Here is a 21424-nt window from a genome sequence, read left to right on the forward strand (position 1 = left end):
TGCCGCCGCTGAGCATCGTCTAGACCGCACGGCGCCCGATCCGGAGACCCGACCATGCTCAACAAGCTCGACGATTTTCCCATCCACCAGACGCCCGAGCCGATCGCCGTGCCGGCCACGAGCGACCGCAACGTCTATGACCGGACCTGGTTCAACGGCTACGCGCGCGACGGCTCCTATTACTTCGGCATCGGCATGGCGATCTATCCGCATCGCGGCATCCTGGATTGCGCCTTCAGCATCGTCCAGCCGGGCGGCCGCCAGCACTGCTTCTACGGCTCGCGGCGGGCGCCGACCGAGCGCACGGAGATGCAGGTGGGCCCCTTCCGCCTGGAGGTGATCGAGCCCATGCGCCGCAGCCGCGTCGTGCTGGAGGACAATGCCAGCGGCATCGCCTGCGATCTGACCTTCTCGGCCCGCACCGCGGCGATCCAGGAGGCGCGGCAGACCCTGTGGGCGGGCGCCCGTCGCGCCATGGACGCCACCCGCTTCGACCAGTTCGGCCGCTGGAGCGGCCGCGTCCGCCATCCCGACGGCACCATCGCCGTCGACGATGAGGTCTGCCTCGGCACCAAGGACCGCTCCTGGGGCGTGCGGCGGGTGGGCGAGGCCGAGCAGGGCGGCGCCCCCGCCACGCCGGGCGGCGCCTTCTTCCTGTGGGCGCCGCTGGTGTGGGACGACCACATCTCGCACGCCATCTTCTTCGACGGCCCGCGCGGGGAAGCCCTGGTGCGGGAAGGCATCGTCGCGCCCCTGTACGCCAGTGAGGCGGAGGTGCCGGGCGTGGAGGACGGCCGCGACCGGCGCATGGCCGACGCGCGCCATCGCGTCGCCTACGTGCCGGGCTCGCGGCTGGCCAAGTCCGCCGAGATCGACCTCGTCGATCACGAGGGCAGCACGCGGACCATCGCGCTCGAGCCGCTCCTGAAGTTCCAGATGAAGGGACTGGGCTACGGCCATCCGACCTGGGGCCAGGGCATGTGGAAGGGCGAGCTGGAGACGGGCCACGAGTCGTTCGACCCCGGCGCCCTCGACATGCTGGCGCCGGAGAATATCCACGTGCAGCAGGTGGTGCGCGCCAGCGACGGCGTTCGCACCGGCATCGGCGTGCTGGAGCAGATCTGCATCGGCCCCTACGCGCCGGCCGGCTTCACCGCCTTCTTCGACGGCGCCAAGGGCTAGAACCGCCTGAGCTCTATTCGAACCATCATCCGGGCCCGAGGCAATTTAACGGGCATGACCTTAGCCAATACTTGGCATCTGCCTTTGGAGATCACGCTCCAGTTGCCCCCGCGAACGACATGTGCCGCGCGGCGCCGCGGAGGCAGCCCGCGCGACCGGACGGCCAAAACAAAGACGGCGCAGCCCTTGCGCCCTGCCTTGGAGGAGACGTTCCGATGAGCGATGGCACCTCGGTCTATGCCGGCAACGGGCGCATGCGCGCCTGGTGGCTCGCGCCGCCGAAGGATGGGGAAGCGGCCACCGAAGGCGGCGCAGCCGCCTCCCGTCTCGGCCAGCTATCCTGGGCCCTCTTCGAGGGCGGGCGCGACCCCTATGTGATCCTCATCACCATCTATCTGTTCGGCCCGTATTTCTCCAACGTGCTCGTCGGCGATCCCGTGCGGGGCCAGGCGCTGTGGAGCACCATCAACGGCCTCGCCGGTCTCTTCGTCGCCGTGACCGCGCCGCTGCTCGGCGCCATCGCCGACCAGGGCGGCGCGCGCAAGCCGTGGCTCGGCGTCTTCACCGCCGTCATGGTGATCGCCGGCGTCCTGCTGTGGCTCGCCGCGCCCGGCGGCCAGGGGCTGTCGCTCGCCGCCGTCAGCGCCCTGGTCATCGTGCTCGGCGTCATGGTCTCGTACACGGAGACCTTCCACAACGCCATGCTGCCGTCGGTGGCTGGCCCCAAGCAGCTCGCCGGCCTCTCGGGCCTGGCGCTGGCGCTCGGCAACTTCTCGGCCATCCTGCTGCTGCTGTTCATCCTGATCGCCTTCACGCTGCCCGGCCAGGTCGCCTGGAGCTTCATTCCGTCAGTGCCCTGGCTCGGCATCGACCAGGCGGCGCACGAGCCGGAGCGGCTGTCGGGCCCCATCGCCGCCATCTGGCTGGTGCTGCTCGCCACGCCGCTGTTCCTGTTCGTGCCGGACCGGGTGCGCTCCGGCCTACCGGCAAAGGATGCGGTGGTGCGCGGCCTCGGCGGCCTCAAGCGCACGCTGATGAGCCTGCGCAGCTACCGCAACGTGGCGCTCTACCTGCTGGCGCGCATGATCTACACCGACGGCAAGACGGCGACCCTGGTGCTCTCCGGCCTCTACGCGGCGGGCGTGTTCAGCTGGGGGCCGCTGACCATGCTGGCCTTCGGCATCATCCTGTCCTGCTTCGGCACCTTCGGCGGGGTGTTCGGCGGCTGGCTCGACAACATCCTCGGCTCCAAGCGGGCCATTCTGGTGTCGATCGGCGGCACGGCGCTCGGCCTGCTGCTCACCATGTCGATGACGCCGTCGACGATCCTCTTCTTCATCCCCTACGATCCGGCCTCGCCGCCGGTGCACGACCTGCCGTTCTTCCGCTCGTGGCCCGAGCTGATCTATCTCGGCCTCACCATCATCGTCGCCGTCTTCATCACCGCGGCCTACGCCAACAGCCGCACCATGCTGGCGCGCATCGCCCCGCTCGGCCGCATGACCGAGTTCTTCGGCCTCTACGCGCTCTCGGGCACGGCCACCGCCTTCGTCGGCCCCTTCGTCGTCGCCGGCCTGACCACCCTGTTCCACAGCCAGCGCGCCGGCATGACCGGCATCCTGGTGCTGCTCCTGGCCGGCTTCGCGCTCATGCTCGGCGTAAGAGAAGAGCGCGCGGTCGCGGTGGACTGACCGGACTCTCGCCCCTTGTCACGGCCCGCATCGGGGCTTGAAAGCGGCAGCCCCGATGCCGCTATAACCTTTCAGGCCTTGCGGGCGGAACGTCAGGTGGCGCGGCGGCATTCCTGAGTCGTTGCGCACCGTTGAAGCTGGCCGTGAGCCGTCTCCGCGTGCGCGGAAACCGGACCGGACCTGGCTTCAGGGGCGAAAGGACAAGCGATGGCGATTGCCAAGAACACGATCTGCCTGTGGTACGACAAGGACGCCGAGGCGGCGGCCCGCTTCTACGCCGAGACGTTTCCGAACAGCTCGCTGGGGGCCGTCCATCGGGCTCCCAGCGACTACCCCTCCGGCAAGGCGGGCGACGTGCTGACGGTCGAATTCACGGTCGCCGGCATCCCCTGTCTCGGCCTCAATGGCGGGCCCGCGTTCAAGCACAACGAAGCCTTCTCGTTCCAGATCGCCACCGACGATCAGCAGGAGACCGACCGCTACTGGAACGCCATCGTCGGCAACGGCGGCCAGGAAAGCGCGTGCGGCTGGTGCAAGGACAGATGGGGCATCTCCTGGCAAATCACGCCGCGGGTGCTGACCGAGGCGCTGGCTGCCGGCGGCGATGAAGCCAAACGCGCGTTTGTCGCGATGATGGATATGACGAAGATCGACGTCGCCGCCATCGAGGCGGCTCGGCGCGGCTGACGCTGCTACCGCTTCACCAGAGTGCAGGTCGACGTCTCGATCGGCTGGAAGGCCTGCTCTCCCGGGATGGTCGCCAGGAGCTTGTAATAGTCCCACGGCGCCTTGGATTCGGACGGCTTCTTGACCTCATAGAGGTTCATGTCGTGCACCATGCGGCCGTCGTCTCTGATCTTGCCGTTCTTATAGAACACGTCATTGACGGTGCTGGCGCGCATCGCCTTCATCACGGCCGCCGAATCGTCCGTCTTCGCAGTTTCGACGGACCGCAGATAGTGGAGGACCGAAGAATAGGTCCCCGTCTGCAGCATGTTCGGCATGGACTTGACCTTGTCGAAGAAGGTCTTCGACCAGGCACGGGTCTCATCGTTGGTGTCCCAGTATGATGCTTCCGTGATCGTCAGCCCCTGCGCCTCGCCCAGTCCGAGACCGTGGACGTCGTTGATGAAGCCGCCCAGCGTGGCGAGCTTCTGGCCGCCCTGCGTCAGGCCGAACTGGGCCGCCTGCTTGATCGAGTTGATGGTGTCGTTGCCGGCGTTCGCCAGGGCCACGACCTTCGCACCCGATGCCTGGGCCGCCAGGAGGGCGGAGCCGAAATCCGCCGTTCCGACCGGAACCTTGACGCTGCCGAGCACCCGTCCCTTGTTGTCCGTGACGACGCGGGTCGCCTGGGCTTGCAGCCCCTGGCCGAAGGCGTAGTCGGCGGTCACGAAGTACCACGTGTCGAACCCCTGCCGCGCGAGCGCCTGGCCCGTGCTCTGCGCGATGGCATAGGTGTCGTAGGCCCAATGCACGACGTAGGGCCCGCAATTCTCGTTGGTGATCCGGGTCGATCCTGGCGACGAGAGGGTGATGATCTTGCCCTTCTCCTTGGCAACCTCGATGACCGCCAGGGCCGGGGACGACGAGGCGACGTCGAGGATCGCGTCGACCTTGCCTTCGTCGAACCACTTCCTGGCGATCGATGCCGCGATGTCGGGCTTGTTCTGGTGGTCGGCGTAGACGAGCTCGACGGGCTTGCCGAGCACCTTCCCGCCGACTTCGTCGATCGCCATCTGGGCAGCCGTCACCACGCCCATGCCGGTGATGTCGGCGTAGACGCCGGACATGTCCTCGATCACGCCGATGCGAACGACATCGTCGGACACGGCCGGCGTCTGTGCCCACGCCGCGAACGGCATGGCCGTCACCGCGGCGATGCCGAGCAGGCCAAGCGAGATTGTGTTCAAGCCCTTCATCGTTCCCTCCGGACATTTCATCGGCCGATCGAGGTCGGCCCTCGTTGGATATTCTGTGGTCGCGCGCCGGGCGTTGCTCAACGTCCGTCATCGACACCTCGCGGCCGCGCAGGTGTGGCTTTCGGACAGGCGGCCGTGCCTCAGCCCTTGCTCCGCGAGGCGAACGCGGCCAGCCCGCGCCTGGCGTCATCGCTCGTGAAGGTTCGCTGCCCGAGTTTCGCCTCCGCCGCGAAGGCCTCGCGGTACGGGAGGTCCTGGAGGGTGAGCACGGCCTGCTTGATCGTCTGGATCGCTGTCGGGCTGAGTTCCGCCATGCGTCCCGCCAGCTCTTGTGCGGCAGGCTCGACGTCGTCGGACGGCACGATGCGGTTCACCACGCCGCGCGCCAGCATGTCGGCGCTGGAGAAGCGCTGTCCCGTCACCAGGATCTCCATCGCGTGCGCATGGCCGATCTGGCGGACGAGACGGACCAGTGTGCCGCCGGCCGGGACAAAGCCATGGATCGGCTCGGGAAGCTGGAAGACGGCCTCGTCGGAGGCGATCCGGATGTCGGTCGCCAGCATGATCTCGAAGCCGCCGCCGACGCAGAGCCCGCGGATGGCGCAGACGACCGGCTTGTAGAGCGGCACGTTCTTCAGGTGGGCCGGATCCCACGCACTGATGTCGAAGCGGTCGCTGGCCAAGGCCGGGATGGATTCCGTGAGATCGGCGCCGACGCAGAACGCCCGCGTTCCCGCCCCGGCGAGCACGATCGCCCGGACCCTGTCATCGTCGGCGGCCTCGATGAAGGCGCGCCCCAGATCCTCGTACATCGCCAGCGACAGCGCGTTGAGCTTGTCCGGACGGGAGATCCGGATGGTCGCGACCGCGCCTTCGCGGTTCACCTCGATCGACATCTCAGACCGCTCCGCCGTCGATGAGGCGCTGGATGTCGCCGTCGTCCAGGCCGAGGAGCTCCGACAGGATCGTCCGCGTGTGCTCCCCGGGCGCAGGCGCCTTGCCGCGCGGAATCTCGCCCGTCCGGGACAGCTTGATCGGCGACCCGAACATCCGCACCGGCTCGCCCGCGACCGGGATCTCCACGATCATGTTGCGGGCCGCAACGTGAGGGTCCTCGACCACCTCCGGCACGGTCCGGATGGCGCTGAGCGGGATCCGGTCGCCAGCCATCGCCTCGAGCTGGGCCTTGTCGTAGCCGCTGAACCAGCGCTCGAGGAGCGGCTTGACCTTTCGCTCCGACACGTCCGGATCGAAGCGCTTGTCCATCGTGTCGAGCTCCGGATCGTCCGCATGCTGCGGCTCGCCGAACATCTCGCAGGTCAGGCGCCAGAACTTGTCCGTGTAGCCGCCGAAGAACACGTAGCCATCCTTGCACGGGAATTGGCCGTAGGGCCGCACGAAGGGATGGTCGTTGCCGAGCGGCGCGGCGACCTCGCCCTTGGTCGTGTAGCGGACGACGGCGTTCTCGGTCAGCGTGAGGATCGAGTCCTGCTGCGAGACATCGACCACCTGGCCGCAGCCCGTCCGTTCGGCCGTGCGCAGGGCCGCGAGCGTCCCGATGGTCGCATAGAGCGACGCCGCGAGATCGCCGATGATGGTGCCGACGCGCACCGGCGGCCGGTCGGGATAGCCGTTCATCGACCACAATCCGCCGACCGCCTGGCCGGTATTGTCGAAGGCCGGACGCGAGGAGTTCGGGCCGGTTCGCCCGAACCCGCTGATCGCGGTGTAGATCAGCCGCGGATTGCAGCGCCGCAGCTCCTCGTAGCCGAGCCCGAGCTTGTCCATGGTGCCCGGACGAAAGTTCTCGACCAGGACGTCGGCATGGCGGACGAGCTGCTTCAGGAGCTCCTTTCCGGCCGGTGATTTCAGGTTCACCGTGATCCCGCGCTTGTTGCGATTGAACTGGGCGAAAAAGGCGCTTTCCGCCTCATCCTGCTGGCCGGCGACCATGGGCGGGAAGCTGCGGGCATAGTCGGGATCGTCGGGATGCTCGACCTTGATGACCGTCGCGCCGAGATCCGCGAGCAGCATGGAACAGAACGGTCCAGCGACGACGCGGGTGATGTCGAGCACGGTCACACCCTCCAGCGGTCGCGCCTCCTCGCGCGCATCGCAGTCCTGCGCCTTCGAAACTCCCATCGCGTTTCCTCTTCCCGATTATGTGGCCGCGCGTGCTTGTTCGGCGCGGGCGACCCGCGACCCCGTTCGGCGCCCGAGATGGCGCGACACGAACTCTCCCGCCCCGATCAGAGCGGCGAGGTCGATCCCTGTCGACAGGCCCATGCCATGCAGCATGTAGACGACATCCTCCGTCGCGACGTTGCCCGTCGCGCCGGCCGCGAACGGGCAGCCGCCCAGGCCGGCCACGGAACTGTCGAACGTTCTGATGCCTGTCTCCAGACTGGCATACATGTTGGCGAGCGCCTGACCTCGCGTGTCGTGGAAATGAAGCGCCACGCGGCTTTTGCCGATCTCGTCGGCGACGGCGCGGACGACCGCCGTGGTGGCGCGCGGTGTCGCGACGCCGATCGTGTCGGCGACAGATACCTCGTAGCAGCCCAGTTCCGTCAGGCGGCTCGCCAGGTCGGTCACCGCCGAGACCGGAACCTGCCCCTCGTAGGGGCAGCCGAACGCGCAGGAGACGTAGCCCCGCACGGGGATCGTCCCCTCGAGGCGGGCGAAGATCGGCCTGAACCGCTCGATGCTCTCGGCCACGGAGCAGTTGATGTTGCGGCGGGAGAAAGCTTCGCTGGCCGAAGCGAAGACCGCGACCTCGTCGACTCCGGCCGCGATCGCGTCCTCCAATCCCTGCACGTTCGGCACCAGCGCGATGCAGCGCCCCTCGGCCCGCCGGCGCAGCCCCGCCAGAACGCTCGCCGTGTCCGCCATCTGCGGCACGCGGCGCGCCGAGACGAAGCTTCCGACCTCGAGCGACTTCAACCCCGCTTCGATCAGCAGGTCCACCCATTCGGCTCGCACGGCTGCCGGCAACGACGTGGGTTCGCCCTGCAGCCCGTCCCGAGGGCCGACTTCGACGATACGAACATGCTCAGACATTTCCACCCGCCGTGGTTTCGCGTCCCTTCTGCCCGACCGCCCGGATGCGCGAAATAGAGGCAGCCTCCAATAAATCTGGCTGAACGTGTAGAAATCATCCATCACGTGCGGCGCGCAGCTGCGTTAGCTGCAAAACGTCGCCCCACCCGTGCCGAACGGAGCTATGCGTGGAACAGCAGGCGCCGGAGACGATCGGAGCGGAGTGCGGGATGGATCCCGTCTCCGGTTTCTATTCCCGCATGCTCGGCCTTCTCGACCAGGGCGCTCCGGCGTCCGCCTTCGACCTGCTCGGAGCCCAGATCCGCACCCTCCGGCCCGAGCTTCGCGGCCAGCTCGAAGCCGACATGGCGCTGGCGATCCGGCTCCGCGAGAATGTCGAGCACAAGCTGAAGCGGGAGCGCGAGCTCATCGCCCTCAACGAGACGGCTCGCGACCTGTCGGCGATGCGCGACACGGACCAAGTCCTTCAGGCCATCATCCGCCGCGCGAGGCAACTCGTCGGCAGCGACATCGCGTACCTGTCCGCCGCGCCCGACGAGCGGAGCGCCTTCCATGTCCGCGCCACCGAAGGCGTGATATCGGAGGCGTTCGCCAGCATCGTCGTCCCGCGCGACGTCGGCATCTGCGGCAGCGTGGTGCGGACGCGCAGGCCGTGCCAATCGAGCCGGTACGGGCTCGATCGGACGTTTCACCACGACGCGGTGATCGATGCGGCGATCTCGTCCGAAGGCGTGGTCTCGATCCTGGGCATCCCGCTGGAGCTCGAAGCGCAGATCATCGGCGTGCTGTTCGTCGCCGATAGATACGAGCGCTCCTACAATCCGCAGGAAATCTCGATCCTCCAGTCGCTCGGCACCTTCGCGGCGCTCGCCATCGAGAATGCGCGCCTGCTGGAGGAGGGACAGCGGGCGCTGCGGATGGCCCGGGACGCCAACGTCGCCCTGCGGGCCAAGGCCGAGGACGTCGAGAGCGCCGCCGTCGCCCACGAACGTTTGACGGAGCTCATCGCCCGGGGCGGATCGCTGGAGGACCTTCGGCAGCGCGCGGCGACGCTGCTGGGCGGTGACGCGGTGATCCTCGACGAGCGCCAGATCTCCATCGCCGGCGCCCTTCCCGATGGGATGCCCGAGACTGCGCTCGCCGCCGCCGTCCGGGACAGCGTTCGCCTCGGTCGCTCCGTGCAGATCGAGGAGGCCGCCCGGACCGTCACCGTGGCGGCTGTCACGAGCGGCTCCGTCCGCCTCGGCGCGCTCGTCTTCGTCCGGTCGAAGCCCATGTCCTCGTCGGAGATCCGCACCCTCGAGCGGGCGGCGCTGGTGACCGGCATCGTTCTCCTGTCGATGGAGCGCGTCGCCGAAACCGCCTATCGCAACGTGGCCGACATCGTCTCGGCACTCTTGCGAGGCACGTCGGATCCGTTCGGAGCCGAGAGCGCCCACGCCCTGCCGGCGGGCGTCTCCCTGTCCTGGCCGGTCACGATCCTTCTCGTCTCCTGCAAGGACGGATTTGCCGCTCACCTGCCGCAGGCCTTGCGGGCGGCCGCATCCGGCCGGCAGACGATCGGCGCCGCGTTCAACGGCGACCTCGCGGTCGCGACGACGAATCCCGACTGGACGGAACTGGCCGGGCGGATCGCCGACGCGCTGAAGGAAAGCGGCCGCCTCCCCTACAACATCGTTGCGTCGCAGCCGGTTTCGGGCATCGCCGAGGCAGTGGCCGAGTACCAGCGGCTTCGGCGCGGCCTTGCACTGCTCCGCAGCCTGGGCCAGAGCGGCCGGGTCGTCCCCGAAAAGACACTCTCCCTCTACAGCCTGCTGTTCGACGGGCAGGGGGAGGAGGCGGCACGCCAGTTCATCCGCCAGACGATCGGCCACCTGCTCGACCACGACCGGCGGCGCAAGGCCCAATTGGCGCCGACCCTGTTCGCGTATTTCGAAGCCGGCCGGAGTCTCCAGCGGGCTGCGGACACGCTGGGGGTTCATGTCAACACGATGCGGCAGCGTCTGGATGCGATCGGCGCCCTCTGCCCCGATTGGTCGGAACCGAACCGCGGGCTGGAACTCCACATGGCGCTGCGGCTGCACTGGTTGAGCGAGACACTTCCGCAGCAAGGCATTTGCCCGCCGTGAGGCATTTGCCCGCCCTGACGCATTGTAGGAGACGCACTGTCATCGCGCGATCGGATATGGGTTCGCGCCATTGAAGAATGCGGGCCGACCTCATCTAACACCTCTGTTCGGACAAGAGCAGGGTTCGTCGTCGATGTCGGTCAACAGTCGTCTTCCTGGTTTCTACAAGCTGTCCCCGAGCGACCGCCTCGCGGCCGCAGCCCGCTCGGCGGGGCTCGCGGACTCCGAGCTCTCCTGTCTCGTCCCGCACGATCCGGACATGCTGGCCATCGCCGACCGCATGATCGAGAACGTGGTGGGGACGTTGTCCATCCCGGTCGGCATCGCGGCGAATTTCACGATCGACGGGCGCGACTATCTCATCCCCATGGCGACCGAGGAGCCGTCGGTCGTGGCCGCGGCCAGCAACATGGCCTCTGTCGCGCGCCGGCAAGGCGGCTTCCATGCCTCGACCGACCTGCCGATCATGGTGTCCCAGGTGCAGGTCGTGGGTGTGCCCGATCCGCGCGGAGCCCGTCTGCGTCTCTACGAGGCCGAGGCGGAGCTCCTGGCCCTGGCCAACGACCAGGATCCTCTCCTGGTAAAACTCGGCGGCGGCGCGAGAAGCATCGAGGTCCGCATCGTCGAGGCCGGCAGCGCCGTCTACGTGGTCCTGCATCTCAGCGTGGACGTGCGTGACGCGATGGGCGCAAACGCCGTCAACACCATGGCGGAAGCGATCGCGCCCCGCGTCGCCGCCCTCGCCGGCGGGCGCGTGCGCCTCCGCATCCTCACCAACAAGGCGGATCGGCGGCTCGCGCGAGTGCGCGCCGTCTTCGATCGTGACGCTCTCGGCGGGGAGGACGTGGTGAGCGGCATCGTCGACGCCTATCGCTTCGCGGCCGCCGATCCCTACCGGGCGGCCACTCACAACAAGGGCATCATGAACGGCATCACCGCCGTCGTTCTGGCGACGGGCAACGACACGCGGGCCGTCGAGGCGGGGGCGCACTCCCACGCCGCGTCGACCGGGCGCTACACGTCGCTGTCCCACTTCGAAACCGATGCGAACGGACATCTCGTCGGAACGCTGGAAGTCCCGATGGCGGTCGGCCTGGTGGGCGGAGCGACGAAGACCCATCCGGTTGCCCGCGCCGGGGTCAAGCTGCTCGGGGTCGAGTCGGCGCAGGAGCTGGCACGGGTCATCACGGCTGTCGGACTGGCTCAGAACGTCGGCGCCCTTCGCGCCCTGGCCGCCGAGGGAATCCAGAAGGGGCATATGTCGCTCCACGCCCGCAACGTCGCAGCAGCCGCGGGGGCCACCGGCGACGAAATCGAAGCCGTTGTGAGCCACCTCAAGACCGGCGGACACGTGCGGCTCGACAGGGCGGAAGCGATCCTTGCGAAGATCAGGGCCGGCGCGCCGCAATGAAGAGTCGCACGCCTGACGACCATACAGCGTCCGCCAGTGCCGGCTCTGCCAGCTCATAGCCTTTTGAATCTGGAGCGCTTCCTTGGCGATTGGGCGCACCCGATCGCCAAGCGCACGAGCGCTTGATCAGTCAAACGCCGACGCCTTGCGGCCCCCGGGGCTACTGGCGTCCAGGCAATTGCGCGTTGACCTTGGCTCTCATGTCGGCCGAGCATGGGCCGGAGCTCTGGAGCGCGCGCACGACCTTCCCTTGCTGTATGCCGTGCAGCAAAGCGATCAGCGTCGTTTGCCGCTCGTTCATCTGCACCGTGTGGCGGTGGTAGGCCATCATGGGAATGAAGGTGCGCCGCTGCCAGTCGAGCCCGCAATGCTCGGCGATGCCGGACACTATGCCCGCCCTCATCGCGGCCCGAGCCTCGTTGATCGAGATGGGCGGATACGCCTTCTCCGCGGCAGTCGCGGGAGCGCATGGCTTGGAGTCCTCGCACTTCGCTCTGGTGATGCTGGCCAGGGCGAGCTGCAGAGCCGCCTTGACCTCCCCGTCGGTGACATACTTGTCCAGGGGATGATCCGCCGAGGCGGCGGATGCCGCCAGCGCGAAGCCGAGACCAAAGGCGGCCGCCAACAACCGGGTCATGAACTCTCCCTCGCAGACAGACCCCGGCTGCGCCCCCCGCAGACGACGAAGCTTAAGCGTGATCGGCGATTACACCTCCAGGTGGCGAGACGCCATACCCGCCCGCGCCCCCTCTAGCCCACCAGATCCCCGAACCGCGAGAGCTTGTCGGCCAGCAGGCGGATGGCGCCGATTGCCTGCCTCTCCACCCCAGGCGTAAGGTCGCCCTCGTACATGGTGATCGCCACGCCGGCGACCGGGCGGCCCGAGGGCGTGGCGACCAGGGCGCCGTAGGAACACATGTGCGGGCGCGTGCCCTTGATCTCCTTGGCGTAGCCGTCCCGCCGCGCCTCGGCGAGGATGGCGAGCAGCTCTCTGCGGTGCTTTGGGTGATCCTTGGTGAGCTGCGGCAAGTCCTCATCGGGATAGAGCCGGCACACCTCCTCATCGGTCAGGCTCGCCAGCACGGCGCGGCCGCTGGCCATGCAGCAGGCGGGCATCCGCGCGCCCGCCTTGAAGGTTACGCCCAGGGGCTGGGGGCTGTTGCGGGCGGCGATGAAGTAGACGTCGGCGCCGTCGAGCACGCTCATGGTGGCGCCGTTCTCGCGGATGAGCTGGATCTCGTCGCAGGCGGCGTGGAAATGCTGGGCGAGGCCGTAGGTGGCGATCTTGGCGCGGGCGAGATCGAGCACGCGCAGGGTGAGCCCGAAGCTGCCGTCGCCGGCCCGCTCGATGTAGCCCTCGTTCACCAGCGTGATGCAGATGGAGTGGGCGGAGCTCATGGCGACGCCGAGGCCAGCGGCGATGGCGGTGAGGTTGAGCGGCGCGGGCGCGGCGGCGATCATCTCCAGCACGCGCAGGCCGCGCACCAGCGCAGGGGCACTCTTGGCCTTGGCCGGGGATGCGGGCATGGGCGGCTCCGGATGGGGGCGGCTTCGATAGGCCGAAGCGTGGGGACTCGGCGGCGGGGCGCCGGCTGTCAAGGCGTTGCGGCACGGGCCAGGCCCGGCCATGACGCGGCTCGGAGGCGGGACGCCCTCATTTGCAACGTCATAGCCGTGACCCGGCTATCCATCGGCTTGGAGACGCCTTGTCTTGACGCCGTCGCCCGGAACCGCATATTCTTCATATCGAACTTAATTCGAAATATCGAATATCGCAAGGCAGCCGGCATGACCTTCCACGTGGAGTATCCGCGCACCGTGCCGGCGCGCCGGCCGGAGGGCCATCAGCCGGCGGCGCCGCGCTACACCCTGCGCTGGGAGCGGCCGGTCGGCGAGCTGGTCTCGGCCTATTACGCCATCCAGGGCCGGGAGCTGCCGGCAGAGCGACAGGCTGCCTTCTTCGCGCGGCTCGCCGCAAGCTTCGCGGAGGCGGACGGGCCGGCGGCGCACGAGGTGATGCGCTTCGTCGACGAGGCGGGGGAGACCAACGCCGTCGCCGTGGGCTACTGGACCGACGCCACCGCCTACGCCCGCTGGTCGCAGGCCTCGACGGTCGCCCATTGGCTGGCCAACGAGGCGCGGCTCACCGAGCCCGGGATCGGCTATTGGCGCGAGACCATCGCCGTGCCCTACGACCGACACGAGACGATCTATTCGGCGCCCGGCTACCGCATCGGCCTGGCGCGGACGGCGGGCGCGGCCATCGTGCCGATGACCACCAACGGCTATTTCGGCGCGGCGCGCGACCGCATCCCGCTCTCGGCCATCGACGCGCTGGAGAGCCCGCTGAAGGCGGCGCCACCCGAGGCCCGGCCGGTGGCGAGCCGCGGCCGGCGGCTCACCGCCGCCACGCCGCACAACATGTGCGTGCTGCGCTCCGGCCAGTTCTGGGAGGGCGCCGGCCCCGAGCAGCTCGGCGACTACCGGGACAACCTCCAGCCCAAGCTGATGCGCGGCATGGACTACCTGACGGACCACAAGGGCGACACCGGCACGCTGGCGCTGCGCGTGATGACCAACCTCGACGCCGCGGGCGCCGGGCGGCCCGAGACCTCGGTGCTCGCCTATTTCCTGTCGCTGGAGCAGTTGGAAGCCTGGGCCAGGTCGCACCAGACGCACCTCGACATCTACCACCACGCCATCGCCATGAACCGCAAGTTCGGGGCGAAGCGCGAGGTGGTGACGTGGCACGAGCTGTTCGTCATGCCGGCAGCGGCGAGCTTCGAATATGTGAACTGCCACCCGCAGACCGGCATGCTGCCCTTCTGCCCGCTGTTCGAAGCTGCCGGCTAGTGTGGCGAATCCGAAATTCGCACCACCCTGGGGCAGCGCTGGGAGCGAATTTCGGATTCCTAAGCCACACTAGCAACTCTATGATTCTAGTGTGGTTTAATGGATCTGAAGGTCCTGAACGTGGATGCCATGTGGGGAGCAGGAACTTCAGATCCACCACACTAGAGCATTCCGCCATTGGATGAGGTCATCCATTGGCGGAGCAACGCTCATTACTTTCGAATCGAGAGCGCTTCTTTTTGCGATTGGGCGAGTCCACCCGATCGCAAGGCGCTCTATTGCGCAGTGGCCGACCGGGCGAGAGCGGCATCCTGTTCGGGGCTCCCTCCCGAAACGCCCAGACCGCCGATCAGCGTCCCGTCGGCGGCGAACAGCGGCACCCCGCCTCCCACGAGGAGCAGACCGCCGTTGTGAATGTGATCGAAATGCAGAAGCGGCTGGCCGATCTGCAACGGCGCGTTCAGGGCTTCGGTGGGCGCCTGGAACATGACGGACGTGCGTGCCTTCGCGATGGCCAGTTCGTTCGAAGCCAGCCACGCGCCGTCCATTCGAGAGAACGTCACGAGATTCGCGCCCTGATCGAGAACGGCGAAAACAGCGTTCATGCCGACCTCTTCCGCGGCGGCGCGGCCTCGAGCCACGAGACGCTGCGCGTAGTCGAGCGTGAGGTCAGGCATTCTGCGTCCACTCCGTGTCCTGCCATTGCTTCGCGGTGGCGATCGTGGCCGCGGGGCGCATCGTGCGGTAGAGATGCTCGTCGGCAGGAATGATCTCGACCATCGCGTCGATCATCTCCTGAGGATCGAACTGATCCGCAAGCGCGCCGGCAAAATCCGGCATGGGAACGACTGCGCGATCGGCGTCGTACCACTGCGTATGGCTCTCCGCGCCGGTATCGTTGAAGCCGGTTCCGAACACACCCGGGTTCACGGTCGCGACCTTGACGCCGTATGGCGCCAGCTCGGCCTTCATGGAGCCGGCGATGGCCTCGATGGCATGCTTCGTCGCGCAATACACGCCGACGAACGGAATGACGAGAATGCCGCCCATCGATGAGGTCCACACCACCTTGCCGGATTTGCGCGCCACCATCTTCGGGACGATTCCCTGCGCCAGCCTGATGTGACCGAAAACATTGATCTCGAAAGATTCACGCACGCGCTCCATCGGGATGTCGATGACGGAGCCGCTTTCCATCACGCCGGCATTGAGCACCAGAACGTCGGGATCGTAGCTGTTGGCGTGCGCAATATCGATGTCGTCCAGGAGGTTGAGCTTGATGACGTCGAGCTCGACCTTGGCTTCCGCCGCGTCGGCACGCAGGCTTCGGACCTGAGGCCAGGTTTCGGCGGTGGCGACGACCTTGTGCCCACGGCGGGCGAGCTCGATCGCTGCCCCGCGGCCGAAACCGGAACTGGCGCCGGTGATCAGGATTTTCTTTGGCATTGGTCGCTCTTCGCCTTCCATGTCCGATGTTGGCGCAGCCCCCCACAAGGGGCGCCTGCCGGTGCTGGGGAGCGCTGCACGAGGATTTCGGCCAACGATAAGACCGGCCCAGGAGCAATCCTCCAGCAATCCTCCCGATGGAATGGCTCCATGCTAGGCAATCTTGACTATCGCAACAATCTCTCCGATCCTTGCCGACGTGATGAAGAGTGCTCACCAATCTGGTGCTGGCGACCTTTTCGCGCTGAACGTATTTCTCGCGGTCGCCAACCAGCGCAGTTTTCGTGTGGCGTCGATCGAACTCGGCGTAACCCGTTCGGCCGTCAGTCATTCAGTGAAGAGCCTCGAGCAGCGCCTCGGCGTGCGCCTGTTCAACCGGACGACGCGCAGCGTGTCCTTGACCGAGGCTGGGGAGCGCCTTGCCGCCAAGCTCCGTCCGGCCGTGGGGGCGATTGCGGAAGCTTTGCAGGAGGTCCACGATTTCCGCGGAGTACCGAGCGGCACGGTGCGCATCAATGCCAGCGATGCGGCCATCCGGATGATCCTTCGCCCGCTGCTGGCGCGCTTCTTACGGGCCTATCCCCAGATACATCTCGACATCGTCACGGACGGAAAGCTGACCGACATCATTGCCGAAGGCTTCGATGCAGGTATTCGCCTCGCGGAATCCGTTCCGCAAGATATGATTGCGGTCCGCCTGGTTGAAACTGTCCAATTTGCGGCTGTTGCTTCGTCCGCCTATCTGGAGGCCCGAGGCCGGCCAACCGCACCTCAGGATTTGTATCGGCACGACTGCATTCGTTTCCGCTTCGAAAGCAGGATGATTTATCGCTGGGAGTTCGAGCGACACGGCATTGCAGAAACGATCGACGTCAATGGTCCGCTCACGTTGACCGATCAGGCCATGATGGTGGACGCGGCCATCGATGGCATAGGGATCGCCTTCGTGCCGGACTTTCTCGTCATGGACGCGCTACGCACGGGCCGTCTCGAACGGGTGCTGGGTGATTGGTGCCCATCGTTCCCAGGCGTGTGCCTCTACTATCCGGGCCGTCGCCATGTTTCGTCCGCCTTGCGGGCTTTGATCGACACCATCCAGCACGAGCGGCGAACGGAGAACGGAGAGCCCTGATCGATCCGACACGATAGAGCGGATTCGTCGCGTGGGCCGGCCACGCCGGCCCGGCGCGCCGCCGCGGCCACCGCGGTCCGCGCCCGCGGCTGGCGCCACCCGGATAAGTTGTGATATGCGGCGACCGCGGCACTTCGCCATGGGATGAGCATCATCCAATGGTGGAGACATGCTCCAGCTCTGTTCATCTGGAGCGCGCCGCGATTGGGTGCGCGCCCGCCCGATCGCGAAACCCTCCAGGGGAGTCTCCATGATCGTGAACAGCCTGCTCTACGTGCTCATCGCCATCATCGTCGGGATGGGGGTGCGCTACCTCCTCAACGATCCTGCGGCGAGCCCGGGACGCAAGCGTCTCACCAGCGTCATCGTCGTGCTGAGCGGCGCGCTGGCGGCCGGCATCGCGGGGTTCGCCATGCACTATGGCGGCGCCGCCAGGCCGCCGACGGACAGCCTCGACAAGGCGGTCGCCCAGTTCGCGGCGACGCCGCTGTTCGGCCGGATCATGCAGGACAACCCTGCGCTGAAGGCGGAGCTCAAGACCGCCATCGAGGGCGGGCAGGACGGCCGCCGCCTGGTCGGGCAGTGGCGGGCCAGCTACGTGGCGCCGGCGCTGCAGGCGGCGGACGACGGTTCCATTCTCGCCGCCTGGGCCGCGCACGTCGCGCTGGTGCGCTACCTGCAGACGGCCAATCCGGCGCTCTGCGCGGAGTTTGGCATGACCGGCATCAAGAACCCGGGCAGCCTCGATGCCGAGGCGCGGCGGCTGTTCGACGACAGCCTCAAGGCCCTGGAGCAGGCTTATGCGAGCGGCCGGGGCAAGCCCAAGGCGCGCGTGCTCACCGAGGAGGACGGCGGCCAAGCCCTCGCCACCCTGGGCTTCGACGACGCCGACCGCACGGCGCTCGAGGCGCGGACCGACGACAAGGCCATCTGCGACGGCACCGCCAAGCTCTACGGCCCGCTCGACCGGCTCCCGGAGGAGGACCGGGCGCCCTACGCGAGATACATCCTCAGCCTGTAGGCGGCGGGGCTCTTCCGTCATGCCCGGGTCAAGCCCGGGCATGACGGAAGAGCGTTACATTTCAACGTCATGGCCGGGCTTGACCCGGCCATCCATCGACTTGAGACCGCGAGCCCGGTGCTAGCCGCCGGTGCCGCCCTCGCCCAGCAGGGTGACCAGCTCCGGCATCATCGCCTGGGTGTGGCCGTGCTGGACGACGCGCTCCAGGGTCGCCGCCACCCCGTCGGCGATGCCGTGCGCCGCGCCCAGGCCCTGCGCCATCTCGGTATAATAGGTCAGGTCCTTGAAGGCGTTGGCCACGGTGAACTGAAGGCCCGAGGAATCGCCGCTCGCCAGGTAGGGCTTGACCCGCTCCAATGCGGCCCCGCCGCCACCGCCGGCGGCGAGCGTGTCGACGAACACCTCCGGCGCGATGCCGGCCCGCGCCGCGCATGCGGCGGCTTCGGCAAGCAGCGCGACAAAGCCGAGCGACACGCAATTGTGCAGGAGCTTGAGCTGGTGCCCGGCGCCGACCTCGCCGGCGTAGGTGATGTTCTCGGCGAAGCAGGCGAGGATCGGCCGCACCTCCGCGAACGTCTCGGGCGGGCCGCCGACCAGGAGGTTCAGCTTGCCCTCGTGGGCGTGCTTGGCGGTCCGCGTCATGGGCGCATCGATGAAGCGGCCGCCGGCCTTCTCGACGAGCGCAGCCATCCGCTTGGTCGATTGGGGCACGGCCGTCGAGCAATCGATCACGATGGCGCCGGGGCGCAGGCCCTCGAGCACGCCGCCGGGCCCGGTCAGCACCGCCTCGACCTCCGGGGTGCCCGTCACGCACAGGATGACGACATCCGCGCCCCGCGCCACCGCCGCCGCGCTCGCCGCGGTGCGGACGCCCGCCGCCAGGAGCTCGTCGAGCGGGCGGTTGCCGGGGTGCTCCATCACGGTGAGCGGATAGCCGTGCCTGGCGAGGTTCCTGGCGATGCCGTGCCCCATGAGGCCGATGCCAATCATCCCGATCTGCTGCTTCATCGTCGTCTCGCTCCCTGCCGTGCGGCCGCCGATGGCGACGGTTATGATGGCTGTCGACACCGACCGCGACGAGGCTGGCCGTGCCGAAGCATCCCCGCAAGTCCGATTTTCCCGTGAGCCAGGTGCGCCGCTACCTGGAGCCTGGCCCGATCGTGCTGGTGTCGTCCAGCGCCGGCGGCCGCGACAACATCATGACGCTCGGCTGGCACACCATCCTGGAGTTCACGCCGTCGCTGGTCGGGCTGATGATCTCGGGCGGCAACCACAGCTTCCGCATGATCCGCGACAGCGGCGCCTGCGTCATCAACCTGCCGACCACGGCGCTGACCGACACGGTGGTCGGCATCGGCAACACCTCGGGCGCCACCATCGACAAGTTCGCGCACTTCGGGCTGACGGCCGAGCCGGCGCAGCAGGTCGAGGCACCGCTGATCGGCGAATGCCACGCCAGCTTCGAATGCCGCCTGCGCGACGACGCGCTGGTCGACCGCTACAACTTCTTCATCTTCGAGGTGGTGAAGGCGCACGTGGCGCCCACGCCGAAGCACCCGGAAACGCTGCACTACACCGGCGACGGCGTGTTCGTGGTGTCGGGCAAGGTGATCAGCCGCAGGTCGCTGTTCCGGCCGGACATGCTGTAGGGCCGCCCCGTAGCGCTGGGCCGCGCGGGGTTCGACGCCTTCCCAGGCATTTGACAGTCGTTATTGTATGGCATACAAACAAAGAAGATCGTAGATTGCGCGCGTGCGCCCGGAGCCCGGCATGAAGGGTGGCCCCCGCCTCGTTCTCCCGCCCGATCCCAAGCACGCCATCCGGGCGACGCGGGCGGCCGGACGCCAGACGCGCTCGCTGCTGCTCGACGCCGCGAGCCTGCTGTTCAAGGAGCGCGGCCTCGCCGGCGTCTCCATCGCCGACATCGCGGCGGCGGCCGACGCCTTCCCCAGCCAGATCACCTATTACTTCCGCACCAAGGAGGCGCTGTTCGTCGAGGCGGCCTGCCGCGACGCGCTGCACCTGGCGCGCGCCGCCGAGGAACGGGCGGCGCGGGCGCGCTCGGCGCCGGACTATACCCGCGCGCTGGTGGAGAGCGTGCTGCGGCCGGACGGGCTCGGCTTCTTCGTCGAGGCGATGACGCTGACCCGCCGCCGCCAGGACCTTGCCCCCTTCGTCGAGCGCACCATCGAGCGGCTGCACGCGGAGGGCCTGCGCGCCTACGCCGCCGAGGTCGCCGCCCGCGGCTGGCGGCCGCCGTCCGATCCGGAGACCGTGGCCCGCCGCTTCTGGGCCGTCGCCGTCGGCGTCACCGTGGAAGGCCAGGCGATGGGACGCTCGCCCGACGACCTCGTCACCGAGATGCTGCGCCTGATCGCTCCGATGGCCGATGAGCCGGGCGACGGACGTTTGCGCGTGGTTCGAACCGATGGCCCCGGCCGCTAGCGCCTCCGCCCAGCGCATTCGATAGCCGCTTGCGAGGAGCGGGACCAAGCGGCGCCTTCGACGCGACCTGAAAAAGCAACACAACAACACCGAGGAAACGCCATGACGAACCACCGCCTCCGCGCCAAGGACCTGATGAGCGACGCGGAGCTCGCCGAGGTCCGCACCCGCTCGAGCTGGAAGGGCCCTGCCTTGATCGCGCACGCCTGGGCGCTGATCCTCGGCTCCGTCGCCATGGTCGCCGTCTGGCCCAACCCGCTGACCTTCATCCTGGCGGTCGGCATCATCGGCTCGCGCCAGCTCGGCCTCTCCATCCTGATGCACGACGGGGCCCACGGCAGCCTGGCCGACGGGGCGCGGCTCAATATGGGACTCAGCCAATGGCTGTGCGCCTACCCGGTGTTCGCCGAGACGCGGGCCTACCGCGCCTACCACCTCCAGCACCACGCCCGCACCCAGCAGGAGGACGACCCCGATCTCGTCCTCTCCGCCCCCTTCCCGATCACGCCGATGAGCTATCGCCGCAAGTTCTGGCGCGACATCACCGGGCGCACCGGTTTCTCGCAGCGCAAGGCGCAGATCCGCAACGCGCTCGGCGACAGTTCCATGCCGTGGCGGCAGCGGCTCGCCCGCTTCTGGGGCAAGCTCGGGCCGCAGGTGGTGGTGAACCTGGTGCTCTTCGCCGGCTTCACCTTGGCCGGCGTATGGTGGGCTTATCCGCTGCTGTGGCTGCTGCCGCTGCTGACCTGGATGATGGTCATCACCCGCATCCGCAACATCGCCGAGCACGCCGTCGTGCCCGACAACGACGACCCGCTGCGCAACACCCGCACCACGCGGGCCAACGTGCTGGAGCGGCTGTTCATCGCGCCCTACTACGTGAACTACCACCTCGAGCATCACCTGATGATGTATGTGCCCTGCTATAACCTGCCGCGGGTGCACGAGATCCTGTCGAAGGGGCCCCACGCCGGCCGCATGGAGGTGCAGCCGAGCTACGCCGCCGTGCTGCGCCTCGCCACCGCCAAGTCCAACGACCAGGACCGGCCGGGGCGGCGGATCAGCGGCGAGCGCAGCGCCCGGGCCGGGGCGGCGCTGACGGAGAGCCAGGTGACGTCGGGGTTCTGAGGCG

General features: G+C 68.0%; 20 protein-coding genes. 11 read left to right on the forward strand and 9 right to left on the reverse strand.

Annotation, left to right across the window (positions count from 1 at the left end):
- The first annotated feature begins 54 nt into the window (after positions 1 to 54).
- From ACZ5PO_RS05715 to ACZ5PO_RS05725, 3 genes are all read left to right on the forward strand, one after another.
- Entirely contained in the window at positions 55 to 1182 is a 1128-nt protein-coding gene (locus ACZ5PO_RS05715; RefSeq protein WP_464191164.1) for an Rv3169 family protein, read from the forward strand.
- A gap of 215 nt (positions 1183 to 1397) precedes the next feature.
- Positions 1398 to 2873 carry an MFS transporter gene (locus tag ACZ5PO_RS05720; protein WP_464191166.1) on the forward strand — a complete coding sequence of 492 codons (1476 nt, stop codon included), beginning with the start codon at positions 1398 to 1400 and terminating at the stop codon, positions 2871 to 2873.
- A gap of 213 nt (positions 2874 to 3086) precedes the next feature.
- Positions 3087 to 3560, forward strand: coding sequence for a VOC family protein (locus tag ACZ5PO_RS05725; RefSeq protein WP_464196698.1), 474 nt, complete (start codon positions 3087 to 3089; stop codon positions 3558 to 3560).
- Between the two features lie 5 nt (positions 3561 to 3565).
- Here ACZ5PO_RS05725 and ACZ5PO_RS05730 read toward each other — a convergent pair whose 3' ends face one another.
- From ACZ5PO_RS05730 to ACZ5PO_RS05745, 4 genes are all read right to left on the reverse strand, one after another.
- The gene (locus tag ACZ5PO_RS05730) at positions 3566 to 4795 is read right to left on the reverse strand and encodes an ABC transporter substrate-binding protein (RefSeq protein WP_464191168.1); all 1230 of its coding nucleotides are present in this window, start codon (positions 4793 to 4795) and stop codon (positions 3566 to 3568) included.
- 140 nt (positions 4796 to 4935) lie between these two features.
- Positions 4936 to 5691 (reverse strand): enoyl-CoA hydratase/isomerase family protein, encoded by a 756-nt coding sequence (locus tag ACZ5PO_RS05735; protein ID WP_464191170.1) that lies wholly within the window; start codon positions 5689 to 5691, stop codon positions 4936 to 4938.
- Position 5692: 1 nt separating this feature from the next.
- Positions 5693 to 6937 (reverse strand): CaiB/BaiF CoA transferase family protein, encoded by a 1245-nt coding sequence (locus ACZ5PO_RS05740; protein ID WP_464191172.1) that lies wholly within the window; start codon positions 6935 to 6937, stop codon positions 5693 to 5695.
- Positions 6938 to 6955: 18 nt separating this feature from the next.
- Positions 6956 to 7957: a hydroxymethylglutaryl-CoA lyase gene (locus ACZ5PO_RS05745; RefSeq protein ID WP_464191174.1), complete on the reverse strand. Its 1002-nt coding sequence runs from the start codon at positions 7955 to 7957 to the stop codon at positions 6956 to 6958.
- A gap of 107 nt (positions 7958 to 8064) precedes the next feature.
- Here ACZ5PO_RS05745 and ACZ5PO_RS05750 point away from each other — a divergent pair, with 107 nt between their 5' ends.
- Entirely contained in the window at positions 8065 to 9984 is a 1920-nt protein-coding gene (locus tag ACZ5PO_RS05750) for a helix-turn-helix domain-containing protein (RefSeq protein WP_464191176.1), read from the forward strand.
- 70 nt (positions 9985 to 10054) lie between these two features.
- Positions 10055 to 11395, forward strand: coding sequence for a hydroxymethylglutaryl-CoA reductase, degradative (locus ACZ5PO_RS05755; protein WP_464191178.1), 1341 nt, complete (start codon positions 10055 to 10057; stop codon positions 11393 to 11395).
- Positions 11396 to 11555: 160 nt separating this feature from the next.
- Here ACZ5PO_RS05755 and ACZ5PO_RS05760 read toward each other — a convergent pair whose 3' ends face one another.
- Both ACZ5PO_RS05760 and ACZ5PO_RS05765 read right to left on the reverse strand, forming a co-directional pair.
- Complete coding sequence (locus ACZ5PO_RS05760; RefSeq protein WP_464191180.1) at positions 11556 to 12032, reverse strand: hypothetical protein; 477 nt, start codon at positions 12030 to 12032, stop codon at positions 11556 to 11558.
- A 113-nt stretch (positions 12033 to 12145) separates the two neighbouring features.
- Entirely contained in the window at positions 12146 to 12922 is a 777-nt protein-coding gene (locus ACZ5PO_RS05765) for an IclR family transcriptional regulator (protein ID WP_464191182.1), read from the reverse strand.
- Between the two features lie 261 nt (positions 12923 to 13183).
- Here ACZ5PO_RS05765 and ACZ5PO_RS05770 point away from each other — a divergent pair, with 261 nt between their 5' ends.
- Complete coding sequence (locus ACZ5PO_RS05770; RefSeq protein WP_464191184.1) at positions 13184 to 14248, forward strand: phenylacetaldoxime dehydratase family protein; 1065 nt, start codon at positions 13184 to 13186, stop codon at positions 14246 to 14248.
- Between the two features lie 275 nt (positions 14249 to 14523).
- On the opposite strand, the gene ACZ5PO_RS05775 is transcribed toward ACZ5PO_RS05770, so the two are convergent.
- Together ACZ5PO_RS05775 and ACZ5PO_RS05780 are read right to left on the reverse strand one after the other, a co-directional pair.
- Positions 14524 to 14925: a GlcG/HbpS family heme-binding protein gene (locus tag ACZ5PO_RS05775; RefSeq protein ID WP_464191186.1), complete on the reverse strand. Its 402-nt coding sequence runs from the start codon at positions 14923 to 14925 to the stop codon at positions 14524 to 14526.
- On the reverse strand, positions 14918 to 15715 hold the full coding sequence (locus tag ACZ5PO_RS05780; RefSeq protein WP_464191188.1) for an SDR family oxidoreductase: 798 nt from the start codon (positions 15713 to 15715) through the stop codon (positions 14918 to 14920). Before ACZ5PO_RS05780 ends, ACZ5PO_RS05775 begins: the two co-directional genes overlap by 8 nt.
- Positions 15716 to 15857: 142 nt before the next feature.
- On the opposite strand from ACZ5PO_RS05780, the gene ACZ5PO_RS05785 reads away from it, so the two are divergent.
- On the forward strand, positions 15858 to 16826 hold the full coding sequence (locus tag ACZ5PO_RS05785; protein WP_464191190.1) for a LysR family transcriptional regulator: 969 nt from the start codon (positions 15858 to 15860) through the stop codon (positions 16824 to 16826).
- 250 nt (positions 16827 to 17076) lie between these two features.
- On the forward strand, positions 17077 to 17847 hold the full coding sequence (locus ACZ5PO_RS05790; RefSeq protein ID WP_464191192.1) for a hypothetical protein: 771 nt from the start codon (positions 17077 to 17079) through the stop codon (positions 17845 to 17847).
- 120 nt (positions 17848 to 17967) lie between these two features.
- Here ACZ5PO_RS05790 and ACZ5PO_RS05795 read toward each other — a convergent pair whose 3' ends face one another.
- Positions 17968 to 18855 (reverse strand): NAD(P)-dependent oxidoreductase, encoded by an 888-nt coding sequence (locus tag ACZ5PO_RS05795; protein ID WP_464191194.1) that lies wholly within the window; start codon positions 18853 to 18855, stop codon positions 17968 to 17970.
- Between the two features lie 80 nt (positions 18856 to 18935).
- On the opposite strand from ACZ5PO_RS05795, the gene ACZ5PO_RS05800 reads away from it, so the two are divergent.
- From ACZ5PO_RS05800 to ACZ5PO_RS05810, 3 genes are all read left to right on the forward strand, one after another.
- Positions 18936 to 19496 (forward strand): flavin reductase family protein, encoded by a 561-nt coding sequence (locus ACZ5PO_RS05800; protein ID WP_464191196.1) that lies wholly within the window; start codon positions 18936 to 18938, stop codon positions 19494 to 19496.
- Positions 19497 to 19617: 121 nt separating this feature from the next.
- Positions 19618 to 20292 carry a TetR/AcrR family transcriptional regulator C-terminal domain-containing protein gene (locus ACZ5PO_RS05805; protein ID WP_464191198.1) on the forward strand — a complete coding sequence of 225 codons (675 nt, stop codon included), beginning with the start codon at positions 19618 to 19620 and terminating at the stop codon, positions 20290 to 20292.
- 102 nt (positions 20293 to 20394) lie between these two features.
- Positions 20395 to 21420: a fatty acid desaturase family protein gene (locus ACZ5PO_RS05810; RefSeq protein WP_464191200.1), complete on the forward strand. Its 1026-nt coding sequence runs from the start codon at positions 20395 to 20397 to the stop codon at positions 21418 to 21420.
- Positions 21421 to 21424 lie beyond the last annotated feature (4 nt).

The organism is Chelatococcus sp. KU-N122, assembly GCF_055391085.1.